The sequence below is a fragment of the Nocardiopsis sp. NPDC055824 genome (assembly GCF_053616335.1).
On sequence record NZ_JBSHDN010000049.1, the window covers coordinates 21,662 to 37,494 of the forward strand.

Genomic DNA, 15,833 nt, shown 5'->3' on the forward strand with positions numbered 1-15,833 from the left:
CCCAGGCTAGACGCCGCCGCCCCGGAAGCCCTCGGCTGAAAGGACGGTGTTCGCCCGCAGCGCGGCGGCCGTGGCGGGGTCGGCCGGGAGGAACGCCTCGATGGTCAGTTCGGACAGTGTCACGTCCACGGCGGTGCCGAAGGTCGCGACCGTGCTGAGGAAGGCCAGCTCGCCGCCGCCGTGCCACAGGCGCAGCGGCACCGCGAGGTCGTACGGGCCCGGCACGCGCCCGCCCGGCGGCGTGCCTCCCCCGGGGTAGCCGCGCAGTTCCTCGTGGAGCTCGGCCAGATCGGGGCGGTCGTTCCACGCGGACTGGCGTTCCAGCCGGTCCAGCAGGTGGGCCCGCCACTCGCCCAGGTTGGCGATACGCGGCGCCATGCCCCCGGGGTGGAGGCTCACCCGGAGCACGTTCACGGGGGGCTCCAGCAGGTCGGCCGACACCCCCTCCAGGAGGAGGCCGACGGCGGCGTTGGCCTCCAGGAGGTTCCAGCGGGAGTCCACGACGACCGCCGGGTAGGGGTCGTGCCCGGCAAGGACCGCCCTCAGGGCGCCGCGCAGGGGCTCCAGCCCGGGGCCGTCGGGGGCGGCCTCGGGGAAGACGGGCGCGAACCCGGCCGCCAGCAGGAGCCGGTTGCGTTCGCGCAGCGGGATCTCCAGGGCCTCGCTCAGGAGGAGCACCATGTCCCGGCTGGGCCGGGATCGACCGGTCTCCACGAAGCTCAGGTGCCGGGTGGAGACGTCGGCCTCGATGGACAGGTCCAGCTGGCTGATCCGGCGCCGCTGCCGCCACCCGCGGAGCAGGGCGCCGATCGGCTGGGGCCCCGGTACGGCCGTGTCGGTGGTCACGCGTCACCCTTCGAGTCACGGCGCAGGAGGACCGCTTCGGCGACGGTGATGCCCGCCACCGCCGCCGCCTGGGCCAGCACGAAGGCTACCCCGAGGGCCGTGGGACCGGCCAGGGCGATGACGGCGGCGCTTCCGGCCACCCAAGCGGCGTTCACGGCGATGACCGCGCGTACACGGGACGGAACGATCGGGGCGGTTGCGGCTCCGAACCACAGAAGGGCGGCGAAGACCAGCAGGAACAGGCCCGAACCGAGCAGGAGGGGGACGGGCAGGCCGAGCGGCGCGGCCAGGAGGGCGGCCCCGGCCGTCAGGAGCAGGCCGGCGCCCGCGCAGGTCACCGCGTCCAGCCGCACGGCGAGGGCGACGCGGTGTCCGGGCCGGGCGGATGCCCCGTCGGCCGGGCCGGAGGTTCCGGGGGTGCGGGTGCCGGAGAGGTGGGCGGTCATGGGATCTCCTTCGTCGGTGTCGCTGCCGGTCGTCCGGCACGCCCCAAGGGTCCCGCCGGACGGTGCGCGCTGTCGATGACGTCGGAGGTAACGGCCGGAGCCCTCGGCCGAAAGGAGGAGGGGGCCGGGGACGCCGTTCGGCTGTTCGGTCGATGTGCGCGGGAGGGGCCCGGAGCGAGTCTGGAGGTCCGCACACGAGGGGAGCAGACGTGACCGACGTACAGCCGGGCGCCGCCGCGGGGCCGGGGCCGTATCCGCAGCGGGGCCGGTGTCCGGGGGACGCGCCGCAGCCGGAGCGGGCCTCCGCGTCCGGGTACGCGGAGGGGGCCGCGCCCGCGTCGGCCGCCGCACCGCGTCCGGGGCTCGGGGAGCGGAAGGGGCCGGACGGTCGGGCGGGGGACGCGTCGACGCAGGAGGCGCCCCGGCGCGTGGCCTTCCTGGACGTCGCCCGCGCGCTCGCGATGATCGGCGTGGTGCTGATGAACGCGCCCTTCGTCGTGTTCTCGGCGGAGATGGCGGGGGAGCGCGACCGCTCGACCCTGACCTCCCTCGTGGACACCGGGCTGAGCCTGCTGCTGAGCGGCAAGGCGCGGGCGGTGCTGATGGTCCTGATCGGGGTCGGGGCGGTGCTGGCCTGGCGCTCCGCGGTCCGGCGCGGCGGGCGTCCGGCGGCCGTGATGGCGCGCCGCTACGCCGTGCTGGGCCTGCTGTTCGGGGTGCCGCACCTGCTGGTGTTCGACGGCGACATCCTCACCCACTACGCCCTGGCGGCGCTCCTGCTGGTCCCCCTCATGCCGCTGCTGACCGGCGGCTCCCGCGTGCGCCCCCTCGCGGCGGCCCTCGTGCTGTTCGCGGCGGCGCCGTTCGCCGAACTCCTCCTCCACTCCCTGCTGCCCTCGCACAGCTGGACGACGCTGGTCGTCCAGGTGCCGCAGACCCTGGGGTTCTTCTGCGTGGGCGCGTGGCTGGCCCGGCGCCCCGAACTCGCGCCGGGAGCCGAGGGCCTCCCGTCGCGCCTGCCGGTGGTCATGCTGTGGACCGGGCTGGCCCTCGAGGTGCTCGGGTACGGCGCCATGTTCGCCGCCGACGTGTTCTTCCCGATGGAGATGGGCGCCGACGGCGTCCCGGTGCTCGGGGACGACGGCATGCCGGTCGTCCGGCCGGGGTCGTCGCTGCTGGTGTCCCTCGCGTCCACGCTGATGGGCGGGGGCGGCGCGCTGTTCTACCTGGGCCTGGTGTGGTGGCTCGTACGCCGGGGCCGGACGGCGGCCCGCGTGCTGGGCGCCCTCGCCCCGCTCGGCCGGATGACCCTCACGGTGTACCTGGCCAGCACGGCGGTGTTCCTGGCGGTGATGGGGCCGCTGGAGGGCGAGATCCCGCTGCTGGCGCAGTACGGCGTGGCGTTGGCGTTCTTCGTCGCGGCGGCGGCCTTCGCGCGGGTGTGGAGCGGCTGGCTGCGGCTCGGCCCCCTGGAGTGGCTGTGGCGGAGCCTGACCTACCTGCGGCCGATGCCGATGCGGCACTCCGGTCCCGTGCCGGCTCTTGGGCAGCACGGTGCGGGCGGACCCTCTGGGCCCCCTGTATCAAGCGAACCGCAGGAGGACGCGTCCCGGTAGGGGCGACCGCGTACCTGTGGACGGCCGGCCCGGCCCCCGCCCCGACCGGGGCGGGGGCCGGACGGCGTCCGGGGCGGGGGCCGGACGGCGTCCGGTGCCGGGGTCAGCCGCCCGCCACGGACGGGAGCACCCGCACGTTCGCGCCGTCGGGGACCGGCGCCGCCAGCCCTCCCGCGCCGCGGCACTCGTCGCCGTCCACGAACACGTTGACGTACCGGCGCAGCTCCCCGCGCTCGTCGCGGATGCGCCGGTCCAGGCCCGGGTGCAGGGCGGTGAGCGCGTCCAGGACCCCGCCCAGCGGGGTGCCGTCCGCGACCTCGACCGGGACGTGGGCGGCGCCGTCGGCGTCGGCCCGGAGCAGCCCCGGCAGGTGCACCGTCACACGCATGTCAGACCTCCGCCGCGCGGACGCACAGGACGTCGGGCAGGTGCGCCGCCACCTGTTCCCAGCTGTCCCCGTCGTCGGTGGAGGCGTAGACGTCGCCGGAGCGGGTGCCGAAGTAGAAGCCCGGCACGTCGGCGCCGTCGGTGCAGGCGCCGTCGCGCAGCACGATTCCGAAGTAGGGGTCCTGCGGCAGCCCCCGGACCGCCGGGCGCCAGCTCCCGCCCCCGTCGTCGGTCCGGTACACCGACAGCCGGTCGCCCGGTGTCAGGTGCACCTCCTGGCTGACCACCGGGAAGTTGAACGCGCTGAGCGGACGGTGCGGGTGGGCGACCACGGCGAACCCGAAGTCGGTGGGCAGCCCCTCCTCCACCGCTGTCCACCCCTCGCCGGCGGGGTCGGCGCTGCGGTACACGCCGTGGTGGTTCTGGGCGTACATCGACCCGTCCGGGGCGACGGCCACCTTGTGCACGCACTGGCCGAACTCGGGCTCCTCCTCGGGCAGGAAGACCGCCGAGATGCCCCGGTTGGCCGGGTTCCAGCTCGCGCCCCCGTCGCGTGTCTGGTAGACACCTCCGGTGGACATGGCCACCGTGATCGCGTCGGGTGAGCGGTCGCCCGCGCCGAGCACGCCGGGCAGGACCGTGTGGATGGCCGCGCCGCCCGCGCCCGGGAACCACTCGGCCCGGTGCGGGTGGTCCCACAGCGCCCGCACCAGCTCGAAGCTCAGGCCGCCGTCGGTGGAACGGAAGAGCGCGTGCGGCTCGACCCCCGCGTACACGGTGCCGGGGTCGTCGCCGAAGGCGAACTGCCAGGCGCGGACGAAGGACGCGTCGGTGTCCTCCGGGAAGGCGATGGGCGCGGACGCGGGCTCGTGCCAGGTGCGGCCGAGGTCGTCGCTGTACCAGACGCTGGGGCCGAAGTGCGAGCTCTCCGCCCCCGCCAGGAGGCGGCCGGTGTGCGGGTCGACGCCGACCGCGTACACCGCGCTCATGCTGGCGTAGTCCGCGGCGTCGATCCGGTGGGGGCCCTCCACCTCCCAGCGCCGACGATCCTCGCTCCGGGCCGTGAAGAGGCCCTTGCGTGTGCCGATGAGCAGCAGATATGCCATGACCAACTCCAGGAACCGATCGATGACTCCACTGTGGCACAAGGGTGTGACAATCCGTGAGGAGACGTGGCCGTGGCGGGTTCCGGACAGGGGAGGGAGTCAATGGTTAGGAACCTGAACGATTTACCGCCGGTGTTTAATGAGTTCCAACCGGAAATGGTTCGCCCCTCGGCGGCATAACCGCCCTGAGAGGGGAACCACTTTCCTGGCGGTGTTCCGTCCCCAGTGGAAGGCGGGTGTCAGACCGAGACTCCTCTGCAATAAAATTCCGGGCCAACCGGTGCACCCGTGCGGATCCGGCCTGTGCCCGCACGGTTGCGTTCCTCGTGAACAACAGGCCAGACGACTTCCCGCTCCCCGGTTCTCACTGTGCGTTTCAGGACTACCGTCCCAATGGTCCCGCGTACCAGGGAGAACCAGGTTCCCACTCGATAGGGTCGCCTCATGCAACACCCCCCGGACACGCTCCACGCCCGCAAACGGCGTAAGGCCCGAGCCATGATCGTGTCAGCCGCCTTCCAACTCTTCGCCGAACACGGATTCGACAACGTCACGGTCGCCTCGATCGCGGAGCGCGCGGAGGTGGGTCGCACCACCTTCTTCCGGTACTTCGGCGACAAGCAGCAGGTGCTGTTCGCCGACGACGACGCCGAGGTCGACCGCATGTGCGCCTACGTGCGGGAGAAGGCCACGCAGCCGATCGGCGACGACCTGCACACCGCGGTGGGCCTGCTCCGGGAGGCCAACGCGGCCACCCGGCCGCACGCCGCGCTGTCCCCCGCCCACTCCGCGGTCCTGGTGCGGCTGCTCGCGGAGAGCACCGAACTGCGCTCCCGCTACCTCCTCACCCAGCACCAGCGGGCCGTCCGGCTGGCCGGGGCCCTGGTGGAGGCGGGCACGCCCGAGAACGTCGCCGTGCTCGCCGCCCACACCGCCATGGCCTGCGAGCTGACCGCCATGCGCCTCTCCGAGACCCCGGAGGCGTTCGGTCCCCGTCTGGACGAGGCCCACCTGCTGCTGCGCGACATCGGAAGGCAGGCGGCCTCCTGAAACGGGGGCTGCCCCTCCGCAGAGCGGGCCCCGGGCCGGCGGTCGCCCGCCGTGCCCGTGCACGGGACGGGTGAGCCGTCCGACGAGCACCACCGTGACGGCCGGGCCCACCGTCCCGACCGGCGCGTGGGGGGCGCGTAGCGCGTCCTCCTGCCCCGGGACGCCGCGAGCGCCGTCACGAGCAGTCCGCCCGCCGCCATGCCCACGGCCTCGGCCCTCCCGGCCGACCGTGCGCATGGCGGCGTCGTTCTTCCCGGTCGCGCCGGGCCCGGTCACCCCGGGCCCCGTGTCCCGGCGCGGCTGTGCGCCGTGGCCGGACGGTTCGCCGCCGGGGCCCGGGCCGAGTCCACGGCCGCGGACCGGGCCCTCCCGCCGCGCGGGGGCCGCGGTTGCCCCACCGGGTACGGCACCGGGAGGATCGTCCTCGACCTGCGGGTGCACCGAACCCTGGAAGGGACCAACGAGACCATGAACCCGATCACCGCCCGCGGCCTGACGGGGGCCGCCTGATGTCCGCCGCCGGAGCCGCCGGGGACACGGTCCTGTCGCGGGTGGAGGGCCGCCTCGGCCGCCTCACGCTCAACCGCCCCCGCGCCATCAACGCCCTCGACCACGCCATGGTGAACACCCTCCGGAGCGCCCTCGCAGCCTGGGAGGACGACGACGCGGTCTCCGCCGTCCTGATCGACGGCGCCGGGGAGCGCGGCCTGTGCGCGGGCGGCGACGTCCGCGCCATCCGCGCCAGCGCCCTCGACGGGGACCTGCGCGCCGCGGCCTTCTGGCGTGACGAGTACCTGCTCAACGCGCACATCGCCCGCTATGCCAAGCCCTACGCCGCGTTCATGGACGGCGTGGTGATGGGCGGCGGCGTGGGGGTGTCCGCGCACGGGTCCGTCCGGATCGTCACCGAGCGCACGGTCCTCGGGATGCCCGAGACCACGATCGGTTTCGTGCCCGACGTGGGCGGCACGTACCTGCTGTCCCGGGCGCCGGGGGAGACCGGCACCCACCTGGCCCTCACCGCCGGGTCGGTCGGCGCGGGCGACGCCCTGTACCTGGGCCTGGCCGACCACTTCGTGCCCTCCGACCGGCTGCCGGGCCTGGCCGCCGCGCTCGCGGACGCGGCCTCCGCCGGGGACGCCGCCGAAGTGGTGGGCCGGTTCGCCGAGGCCGCGCCCGACTCCGAACTGCGCGGCCGGAGGCACTGGATCGACTCCTGCTACGCGGCCGACACCGCGGAGGAGGTCGTGGAGCGGCTGCGCGCCCACGGCGACCCGGAGGCGGCGCGGGCCGCCGCGACCGTCCTCGCCAAGTCGCCCACCGCCGTGAAGGTCACTCTGGCGGCGCTGCGCCGCGCCCGGGAGCTGCCGGGGCTGGAGGCGGTCCTGGAACAGGAGTACCGGGTCTCCTGCGCGGCCCTGGCCTCGCCCGACGTGGCGGAGGGCGTCCGCGCGCAGGTGGTCGACAAGGACCGCTCGCCCAAGTGGGTGCCGGACACCCTGGAGGCCGTCTCCGACGAGGACGTCGCCCGCCACTTCGTCCCCGCGCCGGACGGCCCGCTCGGCCTAGCCTAGCCCGGGTCGGGGGCGAACCCGGACCGTTCCGCTCTCCCGGCCGGGAGAGCGGAACGGCCGTGTCCTGCGGGGTCAGAGGCGTCGGCCCTCGCACCGGCAGGACGGCCAGGGCTGGGAGCAGTCCCGGCAGAACTCCTTCGGCGGGTCCGAGGTGTCCGTCCGGCCGAAGGGTTCCAGCAGCGGCCCTCCGAACTGCTGGGACAGGACCGGGTGCGGCCAGGGGCACCAGGACACGGTGACGGCGGTGTCCTGTCCGAGGGGGACCACGCACACGCAGGCGGGCCAGGGCTGTAGACAGTTCGGGCAGATCTTGTCCATGGCGCTTTCCAGGGCTGGTGGATCCGGAGACGTGGAGCGGTTCGTCCGGGCGGGCGTCACCGGTTCCCGTGGAGTGTGCCGATCAGGTCGGCGATGTGCCCGGCCTCGGCCGTCGCGCCGGTTTCGAGGGCGAGGGCGTGGACCTTCTCCAGGGCGCGGACGACCTCGCCGCCGGCAGGTTCGGTGTTGAGCACCTCGGTGATCTGGCTCCTGGGGTAGCGGCGGTGACCGCCCAGGGTGCGGAGGGAGGTGAGGCGGCCGTCCTTCTCCCAGCGTGTGACGGTCTTGGGGTCCACGCGGAACAGGCGGGCGACCTCGCCGGGCGTGAGGAGTTCCTCGGCGGTGTCCATGAGGGGCTGTACGGGGGTCATCGGTCGTTTCTCCAGCTCGAAGCGTATGCGTAGGCGGATGTTGCGGCGAAGTCGAGGGTGGTCGCGGAAGTAGGACGAGCGGGTGCGGACCGGGGCCGCCGGGCTGTCGCCCGGTGGCCCCGTGCCCTGCGTCCGGCTCGGGTTCCCGGGGCGCTACCCGTCCTCGCGGGCCCGGGTGCTGTCCTCGCGGCTGCTGTCGCCGTTGCCCCAGCGGACGCCGTCCATGGTGGCGGGGACCCGGTGCCCGGCGGCCCGGAGGGCGTTCTCCCAGCGCAGTTCCAGGGCGATCAGCTCGCCCTGGCGGTCGTAGGCGGCCTGCTCCTCGGGGGTGAGCGGGGCGTCGTCGGCGCAGATGCGGGCGGGGCCCCGTCGGGGCGGTCGCTGTCGGTTCACGGGGCGCCTCCCGTGTCGGTGACGTCGAGGACCCGGTACGCGGAGTGTGTGGAAGACGCGGAAGGCGTTGAGGGCGCGGAGGACGCGGAGCGGGCGCGGGGCCGGTCGGGCGGCCGGGAGTGCTTCTGAAGGCTCGCCTCCAGCTGGGCCGGGGTGGGTTCGACCTCGGTGCGCCAGTGGACGTCGTCGCGGTGGGCGGTGGCGATCCACATGCGGCCGGTCCAGATGATGCGGTGGGTGCGGCCCCAGGTTTCCTGGAGGCGGGCGAGGACCGTGCTCGGGGGTTCCCAGGTGCGGGCCTGGTGGTCCATGTGGTCGCCCTCGTGGCCCGCCTCGATGACGCAGCAGCGCGGGATGCCGTTCCGGTCGAGGGAGGTCTCGGCGCAGTGCGGGGGCATCATGACGCCCTCACCTCCAGCCGGTGGAGGCCGTCCAGGACCGCGTTCAGGATGTCGTGCGGCGTCAGGGCGTAGGGCACGAAGCCGGCGGGGGCGTAGGCCCGGACCCGGGCCGCCCGCCGTGGTCGTCGGCGGCGCATGGCCTCCGAGGCGATGTAGCGGGCGGCCACCAGGGCCGAGGGGTTCAGGTAGCGCACAGGGCGCCTCCTTCATCGGGGTGCCGCTGGATGAGGGCGGCTCGGATGAATGCCCTCCTATGATGAACTTAGGAATCTAAAGTTTGCAAGAGCATGACAGGAATCCGATTCCAAGATTCCGAAAGATGCCTGATTGAGAAGTTCTGCCATACGATCGGCACGACCACCCCAGGGGAGAGGCCCGATGACCAGGAGAATCAGCCCCACCGTGCGCCGTCGGCGCCTGTCCGCAGTGCTGCGCCACCTTCGGCATGAGCAGGGCAAGACCCTGGAGGTCGTCACCGACGATCTGGAATGGTCGCGCGGTCGCCTTGCGCACATGGAGGGCAACAAGTGGATCCGCCCCGACCTGGGCAACATCCGCCAGCTGCTCGACTACTACGAGGTGGCCGAGAACGCCGAGCGCGAAGCGATCCTGAACCTGGCCAGACAGTCGAGAGAACGCGGCTGGTGGACCAAGTTCAAGGACGTGTTCGGCACGGACAGTCTGGTCGGCTTCGAGTCCGAGGCGTCCGTGGTCTCCACTTGGCAGCCCGTGGTGGTGCCTGGCCTACTCCAAACAGAGGAGTACGCCGCAGCCAGCGCTCGCGCGTCTCTTGCCAGACCGGCCGCCGAGGTAGATCGAATCGTCGAAGCCCGCATGGCTCGGCAGGAGGTCTTGACCGGCGACCAGCCACCGACCGTCTGGGCCGTGGTCGATGAATCGGTACTTCGCCGTCTGCCAGAGGGGAAGGTCGCCAGCAGCCAGCTTCATCGGCTCATCGACCTCTCGGAAGACCCGGACAACCACGTCACAATCCAGGTGCTTCCGTTCACCGCTGGACTTCATCCTGGTATCAGCGGTCCGTTCGTCCTGCTCGACTTCCAGGACGACCTCGACGGACCACTGGTGTTCCTGGAGTCCCGCACCGATGGCCTGTTCTTGGAGGAGCACGAAGAGGTCGATGAGTACCGGGTGGTCTTCGGCCACCTCCAGGTGACCGCTCTGTCCCAGGCAGACTCTCTCCGCATGATGAAGAAGATGATCACCGACTAGGAAGTCACACCATGCATTCATCCACCGAACTGACCTTCCGCAAGTCCAGCTACAGCAGCACCGCCCGTGACTGTGTCGAGGTCGCCGACCTGGAGGCCGGCGCAGCCGTCCGTGACACTCAGAACCGCCACCTGGGCCATCTGACGATCGCCGACACACATGCGTGGCAGGCCCTGCTCGCCGTCGCCCGCCGCGACCAGGCGTAGACGCGACGCAAGAAGGCCCCGACCGTCGCGGTCGGGGCCTTCTACGCATTCATCCACGGACCACCCTACCCCGGTGGACTCATGCCCGGAAAGTACGCCTTGCTGTCCCCGCCACTCGTTCCCGATCGGGCAGGTGACCGGTTCCGACCAGTTCTGAAGTCTGGACGATCAACGGCCTCGGTAGAAGCCGGGGCCGTCCTACGTCCCGGTGGCGGGCGAGGAACCTGGTTTTGCTCCAGGGGCTGTGGAAGGACGTGCCTCGGCCGCCTGGTGACAGGAAGGGCACCAGTAGGTGCCTGGTTTCCGACGTTCTCCCGCCGTACTCTGCCGAGTAGAGGCCACCGAGCAGCCTCGATTGACTGGAGGACACCGATGATGGCCGCCAGCACTCCCCACCTGATGTTCCGCAAGTCCAGCTACTCCGGCGCGCGCACCGAGAACTGCGTGGAATTCGCTGACGTAGGGGAGGGGACCGCCGTAGTCCGCGACTCCCAGAACCCTGCGGACGGGCACTTCCTCCTGTCCGGCCGTGAGTGGGGAGCGCTCCTCGGCGCCGTCCGCCACGGGTAGGCCCGAGACGCCGACCAGGCCCCGCGCAACACTCGCGTCGCCGAGTGTCTTTCGCCGTCTCCGGGCCTACCCGGGAACCACGTCGCCCTCCCTCCCGGCGGCGTCCCGCTCCCCTCCAGGAGCCTTCCGACGCCGGGCCAGCAGCACGGCCACACCGGCTGTGGCGGCCAGCGACAGAGCCGCGACACCCCAGGAGGCGATGTCCCAGGCCGCCGTGAGGTGTTCGGCCAGTGCCCCGGACCCGGGGCCCGTCAGGTCACCGGCGGTCGCACGTGCGGCGACCTCGACCGATCCGGTGCGGGCGGCGACGACGCTGGTCAGCACGGCCCCGAAGACGGCGATGACCAGGGCCTCGGCGCCGCCGCGCAGAGTGTTGAGGAAGCCCGCCGCCATACCCGCCTTGGCGGAGGGGACCAGAGTCATCGCCTGGCCGTCGGTGATGCCGAACGACAGGCCCATGCCGGTGCCTATCAGGGCCAAGGGCAGGGCCAGCGCCAGTGGGCCGACCTGCGGATGGAGGACGGTGAGCAGGCCGTTCCCCCCGGCGACGAACAGCAGAGCGAGGATGATCAGCCCCCGGGGCGGAACGCCCCTGGTGATGAGCCACCCGCCCAGGAGCGGGGTCACCAGGACCGGTGCCGTGAGCATGAGCATCATCAGGCCGGCGGTCTGGGCGCCCACCCCCTGGACCCCTTGGAGGTAGGTCGGCAGGAAGACCAGCACGCCGAGGAACCCGACCGACGTGGTCAGCGTGGCCAGGCACCACGCCATGAACGGGCCGTTGCGCACCAGGGCCAGGTCGAGCACCGGTTGTGCCACCCGGCGTTCGATGAGGAGGAAGAGCACGAGCAGCACCGCCCCGGCGCCCAGGGCGCCGAGCGCCTCCGGGCTCGTCCAGCCCGCCTCCGGCGCCTCGATGACCGCGAACATCACCAGGGCCAGACCGGCGATGAAGGTCGTCGCCCCGGCCCAGTCGACGCGCGGCCGGTCGGAGGCGCGCGACTCGGTGATGAACAGCGAGCCGACCAGGATGAGCAGGCCGACCGCGGCGTAGACGAGGAACGCCGCCCGCCAGCCCACGGCCCCAACCAGCAGCCCCGACAGGGTCGGGCCGACGGCGATGCCGACCCCGGCCATGGTGCCCATGGCCGCGAAGGCACGGGTTCGCGCGGCCCCCTCGAAGAAGGTCGCCAGCAGCGCTCCGCCGCTGGCCATGATCGCGGCACCGCCGACACCGGCGGCCAGGCGGGCGGCGTCGAGGACGAGGACGTCACCGACCAGGGCGCCGACCGCGTTGCCCGCCGCGAAGACGATCGCCCCGGCGGCGAACAGCAGCCGCCTTCCGAACAGGTCGGCGAGGGAGCCGCAGACGAGGGTGAACGCGGCGAAGGTGAGGTTGTACCCGGCCACCACCCAGTGGAGCGGAGCGCCGGAGGCCCCCAGGTCCGAGCCGATGCTCGGGACGGCCACCGCCGTTCCGGAGATCGACATGGCCACGACCAGCACACCCGTCATGACGACGGCCAACAGCACTCCGGGTCGGGTCGCCCCCTGGGGCGGATCACTTGTCGTACGCACGTCTTTCTCCTCTGTGTCGGTGGACGTGGTCGACATTCTTGAACTTCAACTTAAGTTGAGGTCAAGGGGCGCCGGTCGGGACCCGGACCGGGGTGGGGAGCAGGTTTGCTGCGGCACCGGGGTGCGTGGTGACGGGGCCCGCCGTGACCGCCCTGTCCGGGGATCAGCCACTCCCGGACAGGGCGGTTGCGCAGCTCAGAGCAGGGGCCCGCCCCCGCCCCCTCCCCCCGATGATCTTGTACTTATAGCGAGGTTGGGCGTCGAGAACGTCTATAAGTACAAGATCATCGGGGGTGGGGCCTCTAGATCATCGGGGGAGGGGGCTCTTGGGTCGCACCGGCCGCGGTTCCCGCCCGGTGCGGCCGGCACGCCCCTCGGACGGGTCGGGGCCGGTCGGGGTCGCCTCCTCCTCACGGGTCCCCAGCCCTCACTGCGTCGGGTCGGCAGGCAGGCTGCGGGAACTCGGCGGAAGGGCTCAGGCGGTCTTCCGCGAGCGGCCGTAGGTGAGCCTCCGGAGCAGGACCTCGGCCGGGCCGCGCAGGGAGCGGCGCCGCATCAGGTCGGCGCCGACGACGCTGACGAGCCAGACCACCACCGCGCACCCGACGGCGAAGAGGGTCGGCTCCTCGAACCGGGCGCCGAGCGCCAACGTGTACGGCGACGCCAGGACCACCCACACGACCGACTGGAACAGGTAGCCGCTCAGCGAGCGCTGGCCGAGCGCGGCCAGCGCGCCGACGACGGCGCTGTTCCCACGGGGCCTCCCCGCCCTCGACAGCGCCAGGGAGAGCAGCCCGAACAGCGAGACGTAGCCGATGCCGCCGAACACCCCGGACACCTGGTGCAGCAGCTGGACCCACGTCGCGGCGAACGCGTCGGCGTGCAGCACACCCGCGTTGGCCAGGCCCATAGGCAGCCCGCCCGCGACACCGACGGCGAAACCGCCGACGACGCCCGTCCACAATGTCCGGCGGTGGTCCCCGGGAGCCTCCAGCACGCGGTTCCGGGCCGCCCACGCGCCGAACCAGACCGGCAGCAGGTACCCGGCCACGATGAGCCCGGTGTGCACCGGCCACTCGTTCAGCCGTGCGAGGACGGAGGCCGCGTAGGTCACGGCGTCCAGGGAGGACGCCTCCTCCGGGACCGGTACCGGCGCCGGTTCCCCGGAACCGTTGGCGACGGCCCAGGCGACCAGGCCGCCGAGGCCCACGACGTACACCAGCAGCACGCCCCCGATCCACCGGAGGGCGCGGTACACGCGGTCGCTGCGGCGCAGCAGCACGAGTGTGAACAGCAGGCCCAGCACGCCGTACGCCCCGAGGATCTCGCCGGAGAAGAGCAGTGTCCCGTGCACCAGCCCGAAGGCGACCAGCCAGCCGTTGCGGCGCAGCAGAATCGCGCGCGTCGCCCGGGGGGAGCCGGTGGCGGCGTCCTGCCGTCGCGCGACCTGGACCAGCCCGTAGCCGAACATGATCGCGAACATCGGGATCGCGCGTGCGTCCACCAGCGTGGACATGGCGATCTCGAAGGCACGTTCGGCGACCCCCGTCGCCTGACCGGCGCCGTGTGCGGAGACGAAGAAGAGGCCGGTCGCGTGGGCCAGTGCGATGAGCAGGAGCATGGCGCCGCGTGCGAGGTCGGGGGCGAGCGCGCGTTCGGAGTCCTTCGTCGGCCCCCGGGACGGGGGCGGGGCGGGGGAGGGGGCCGGCGTGGCGCGGGTGTCGGTCATCGAGGGGGCTCCAGGGGGCGTTGAATTGAGTACTTAATACACTGTACGTCGTACAGAGTACATCGTTCTATCCTCGGGGCAAGACCGGGACGCCGATCGCCCTGCGGGCGGCGGACCGGGGGAGAGAACGGAGACGCCATGGCGGAGGGACCGGCACTGCCCCCTGTGGTGGCGCGGATGTGGGGACGCGACCCCGTGTCCCGCCACGGGCCGCGCCCGAGCCTCAGCCTGGAGGGCATCACGGCCGCGGCGCTCGCGATCGCCGACGCCGAGGGGCTGGCCGGGGTGCGGATGAGCAGCGTCGCCCGCAGCATGGGCGTGGCGACGATGTCGCTGTACCGCTACGTGGGCAGCAAGGACGAGCTGCTGGTCGCCATGGCCGACGCGGCGGCGCCCGACCCCCCGGAACCGGCGGGAGCGGGCTGGCGGGACTACCTCACGGTCTGGACCCGCGCCCACCGGGACTTCCTGCTCGACCGGCCGTGGCTGCTGCACATCACGCGCTTCGCCCCGCCCATGGGGCCGAGGTCCCTGCTCTGGCTCGACCGGGGACTGGCCGCGCTGGACGGCACGGGGCTGGGCGCGGGGGAGAGGATGAACGTCGTCAGCACCCTCACGGGCTACGCCGTCAGCCACGCGGGCCTGGCGCTGGGCGCGGGCGGGCCGGAGCCGCCGGGGGAGGAAGAGGCCGTCGCCGGACTGGCGGAGTACGGGGCGATCCTCACCGAGGTCCTCGATACCGAGACCTACCCCGCGCTGGCGGCGGCCGTCGGGGAGGACGCCTTCGGCGACGGTGACGAGTGGATCGACGACGGCGACTTCGGCTTCGGACTCGGCCTGCTCCTCGACGGCGTGGAGGCGCTCGTCGCCGCTCGCCGCACGGCGCACTCCTAGGCGGTTCGCACGCTCCGGAACCGCGTCGAGGGGCGGGAGGAGGCCGGTCGGGGCCGGTGACCGCGGCCGGGCGGGAGGCCCGGCCGCGGTTCCCCGCTTCGGGGTGCGGGGGTCAGTCCGAGCCGGGGGCCCGACCGAAGGCCTGGCCGTCCTCGGGCAGCACCTGGCCCCCGTCCACCACGAGGGACTGGCCGGTGATGAAGGAGGCCCCGGCGCTCGCCAGGAACACGCAGGCCGCGGCGATGTCCTCGATCTCGCCGACGCGTCCGACCGGGATGGCCGCGCGCATGCGTTCGAGGTAGTCCGCGCCCATGTCGTCCAGGCCCTCGGTGCGCACGTTGCCGGGGAGCACGGCGTTGACGGTGATGCCGAGGGGCGCCAGCTCCAGGGCGGCGCTGCGCATGAACCCCAGCTGGGCGGCCTTGGTGGCCCCGTAGTGGGACCAGCCCGCGTACCCGGTCAGCGGCCCGGTGATGGAGGACGTGATCACCACCCGCCCCCGGCCGGAAGCCGTCAGGGCCTCCACCGCGGCCTGCACCATCAGCACGGTGCCCTTGACGTTGGTGTCGAGGACCCGGTCGAGTTCGTCCTCGCCCATCGACACCAGCGGCGAGGAGGGGAAGATCCCGGCGTTGGCGCAGAGCACGTCCAGCCCGCCGCTGCCCTCCACGACCTCCTCCACCACGCGGGCGCAGTCGGCGGCCCTGGCCACGTCCCCGACCGCCCACCGCGCTCCCGGGACGCCTTCGGCGGCCTCACGGGTCCTGGCCTCGTCGCGGCCCATGATCACCACCCGGTCCCCGGCCTCCGCGAACCCCTTGGCGATGCCGAGCCCGATGCCCTTGGTACCGCCGGTCACCAGAACTGTTCTGCTCACAGCCGTCTCCCGCCATCCCGTTGGTCACTCACTACCCTCCCGGTGCTCTCGGACGGTGCCGTCCCGCCCGCCTCGCCCCGTACTTCCCGGGCGTGCCACCGGGCCCGTCCACGATCCCCCCTCCGGCCGGCGCGGTGGCGGTCGGCCCCCGGGTTCCGTGCCCACAGGATCCGGTTTCCGGAACCGGGTGGGGAAGGAGCGGGCGCGGGGCCGTGTCCGGAGCAAGGGGACGCCCCCGTGC

At 73.0% G+C, this 15,833-nt stretch carries 19 protein-coding genes and 1 pseudogene; 8 read left to right on the forward strand and 12 right to left on the reverse strand.

The window, feature by feature from the left end:
- Window positions 1-6 precede the first annotated feature (6 nt).
- Both ACWGL3_RS12995 and ACWGL3_RS13000 read right to left on the reverse strand, forming a co-directional pair.
- Window positions 7-846 (reverse strand): helix-turn-helix domain-containing protein, encoded by an 840-nt coding sequence (locus ACWGL3_RS12995; RefSeq protein WP_267946955.1) that lies wholly within the window; start codon window positions 844-846, stop codon window positions 7-9.
- Window positions 843-1,292 carry a hypothetical protein gene (locus tag ACWGL3_RS13000; protein WP_452461307.1) on the reverse strand — a complete coding sequence of 150 codons (450 nt, stop codon included), beginning with the start codon at window positions 1,290-1,292 and terminating at the stop codon, window positions 843-845. The genes ACWGL3_RS12995 and ACWGL3_RS13000 overlap by 4 nt, the downstream gene beginning before the upstream one ends.
- Before the next feature lie 209 nt (window positions 1,293-1,501).
- Here ACWGL3_RS13000 and ACWGL3_RS13005 point away from each other — a divergent pair, with 209 nt between their 5' ends.
- On the forward strand, window positions 1,502-2,908 hold the full coding sequence (locus ACWGL3_RS13005) for a DUF418 domain-containing protein (protein WP_452461308.1): 1,407 nt from the start codon (window positions 1,502-1,504) through the stop codon (window positions 2,906-2,908).
- Window positions 2,909-3,011: 103 nt separating this feature from the next.
- Here the strand turns inward: ACWGL3_RS13005 and ACWGL3_RS13010 are convergent, their stop codons facing one another.
- Together ACWGL3_RS13010 and ACWGL3_RS13015 are read right to left on the reverse strand one after the other, a co-directional pair.
- The gene (locus ACWGL3_RS13010) at window positions 3,012-3,296 is read right to left on the reverse strand and encodes a MoaD/ThiS family protein (protein ID WP_267946953.1); all 285 of its coding nucleotides are present in this window, start codon (window positions 3,294-3,296) and stop codon (window positions 3,012-3,014) included.
- A gap of 1 nt (window position 3,297) precedes the next feature.
- Window positions 3,298-4,401 carry a WD40/YVTN/BNR-like repeat-containing protein gene (locus ACWGL3_RS13015; RefSeq protein ID WP_267946952.1) on the reverse strand — a complete coding sequence of 368 codons (1,104 nt, stop codon included), beginning with the start codon at window positions 4,399-4,401 and terminating at the stop codon, window positions 3,298-3,300.
- Window positions 4,402-4,845: 444 nt separating this feature from the next.
- Between ACWGL3_RS13015 and ACWGL3_RS13020 the strand changes: the two genes are divergently transcribed.
- The 3 genes from ACWGL3_RS13020 to ACWGL3_RS13030 all read left to right on the forward strand — a co-directional run bounded on the left by ACWGL3_RS13020 (window position 4,846) and on the right by ACWGL3_RS13030 (window position 7,025).
- Window positions 4,846-5,451 (forward strand): TetR family transcriptional regulator, encoded by a 606-nt coding sequence (locus ACWGL3_RS13020; RefSeq protein ID WP_267946951.1) that lies wholly within the window; start codon window positions 4,846-4,848, stop codon window positions 5,449-5,451.
- Window positions 5,452-5,760: 309 nt separating this feature from the next.
- The gene (locus tag ACWGL3_RS13025) at window positions 5,761-5,961 is read left to right on the forward strand and encodes an acyl-CoA dehydrogenase family protein (protein WP_267946950.1); all 201 of its coding nucleotides are present in this window, start codon (window positions 5,761-5,763) and stop codon (window positions 5,959-5,961) included.
- On the forward strand, window positions 5,961-7,025 hold the full coding sequence (locus ACWGL3_RS13030) for an enoyl-CoA hydratase/isomerase family protein (protein ID WP_267946949.1): 1,065 nt from the start codon (window positions 5,961-5,963) through the stop codon (window positions 7,023-7,025). The genes ACWGL3_RS13025 and ACWGL3_RS13030 overlap by 1 nt, the downstream gene beginning before the upstream one ends.
- A 72-nt stretch (window positions 7,026-7,097) precedes the next feature.
- On the opposite strand, the gene ACWGL3_RS13035 is transcribed toward ACWGL3_RS13030, so the two are convergent.
- From ACWGL3_RS13035 to ACWGL3_RS13055, 5 genes and pseudogenes are all read right to left on the reverse strand, one after another.
- A complete protein-coding gene (locus ACWGL3_RS13035) occupies window positions 7,098-7,343 on the reverse strand; it encodes a hypothetical protein (protein WP_344182949.1) in 246 nt (81 codons plus the stop codon).
- Window positions 7,344-7,531: 188 nt separating this feature from the next.
- Window positions 7,532-7,693: pseudogene (locus tag ACWGL3_RS13040) on the reverse strand (BldC family transcriptional regulator); the annotation flags it as partial.
- A gap of 174 nt (window positions 7,694-7,867) precedes the next feature.
- A complete protein-coding gene (locus ACWGL3_RS13045; protein WP_267946947.1) occupies window positions 7,868-8,107 on the reverse strand; it encodes a hypothetical protein in 240 nt (79 codons plus the stop codon).
- Window positions 8,104-8,508 (reverse strand): hypothetical protein, encoded by a 405-nt coding sequence (locus ACWGL3_RS13050; RefSeq protein WP_267946946.1) that lies wholly within the window; start codon window positions 8,506-8,508, stop codon window positions 8,104-8,106. Before ACWGL3_RS13050 ends, ACWGL3_RS13045 begins: the two co-directional genes overlap by 4 nt.
- A complete protein-coding gene (locus tag ACWGL3_RS13055) occupies window positions 8,505-8,702 on the reverse strand; it encodes a hypothetical protein (RefSeq protein WP_267946945.1) in 198 nt (65 codons plus the stop codon). The genes ACWGL3_RS13050 and ACWGL3_RS13055 overlap by 4 nt, the downstream gene beginning before the upstream one ends.
- 184 nt (window positions 8,703-8,886) lie before the next feature.
- Between ACWGL3_RS13055 and ACWGL3_RS13060 the strand changes: the two genes are divergently transcribed.
- The 3 genes from ACWGL3_RS13060 to ACWGL3_RS13070 all read left to right on the forward strand — a co-directional run bounded on the left by ACWGL3_RS13060 (window position 8,887) and on the right by ACWGL3_RS13070 (window position 10,514).
- A complete protein-coding gene (locus ACWGL3_RS13060; RefSeq protein ID WP_267946944.1) occupies window positions 8,887-9,738 on the forward strand; it encodes a helix-turn-helix domain-containing protein in 852 nt (283 codons plus the stop codon).
- Window positions 9,739-9,749: 11 nt separating this feature from the next.
- Complete coding sequence (locus ACWGL3_RS13065) at window positions 9,750-9,944, forward strand: DUF397 domain-containing protein (protein ID WP_267946943.1); 195 nt, start codon at window positions 9,750-9,752, stop codon at window positions 9,942-9,944.
- 375 nt (window positions 9,945-10,319) lie between these two features.
- The gene (locus ACWGL3_RS13070) at window positions 10,320-10,514 is read left to right on the forward strand and encodes a DUF397 domain-containing protein (RefSeq protein WP_267946942.1); all 195 of its coding nucleotides are present in this window, start codon (window positions 10,320-10,322) and stop codon (window positions 10,512-10,514) included.
- Between the two features lie 66 nt (window positions 10,515-10,580).
- On the opposite strand, the gene ACWGL3_RS13075 is transcribed toward ACWGL3_RS13070, so the two are convergent.
- Both ACWGL3_RS13075 and ACWGL3_RS13080 read right to left on the reverse strand, forming a co-directional pair.
- Entirely contained in the window at window positions 10,581-12,092 is a 1,512-nt protein-coding gene (locus ACWGL3_RS13075; RefSeq protein WP_267946941.1) for an MFS transporter, read from the reverse strand.
- Window positions 12,093-12,567: 475 nt separating this feature from the next.
- Entirely contained in the window at window positions 12,568-13,821 is a 1,254-nt protein-coding gene (locus ACWGL3_RS13080; RefSeq protein WP_452461309.1) for a DUF418 domain-containing protein, read from the reverse strand.
- A 138-nt stretch (window positions 13,822-13,959) separates the two neighbouring features.
- Here ACWGL3_RS13080 and ACWGL3_RS13085 point away from each other — a divergent pair, with 138 nt between their 5' ends.
- Complete coding sequence (locus tag ACWGL3_RS13085) at window positions 13,960-14,715, forward strand: TetR/AcrR family transcriptional regulator (RefSeq protein ID WP_452461310.1); 756 nt, start codon at window positions 13,960-13,962, stop codon at window positions 14,713-14,715.
- Between the two features lie 112 nt (window positions 14,716-14,827).
- Here the strand turns inward: ACWGL3_RS13085 and fabG are convergent, their stop codons facing one another.
- Window positions 14,828-15,592, reverse strand: coding sequence for a 3-oxoacyl-ACP reductase FabG (gene fabG, locus ACWGL3_RS13090; protein ID WP_452461311.1), 765 nt, complete (start codon window positions 15,590-15,592; stop codon window positions 14,828-14,830).
- Window positions 15,593-15,833: the final 241 nt, after the last annotated feature.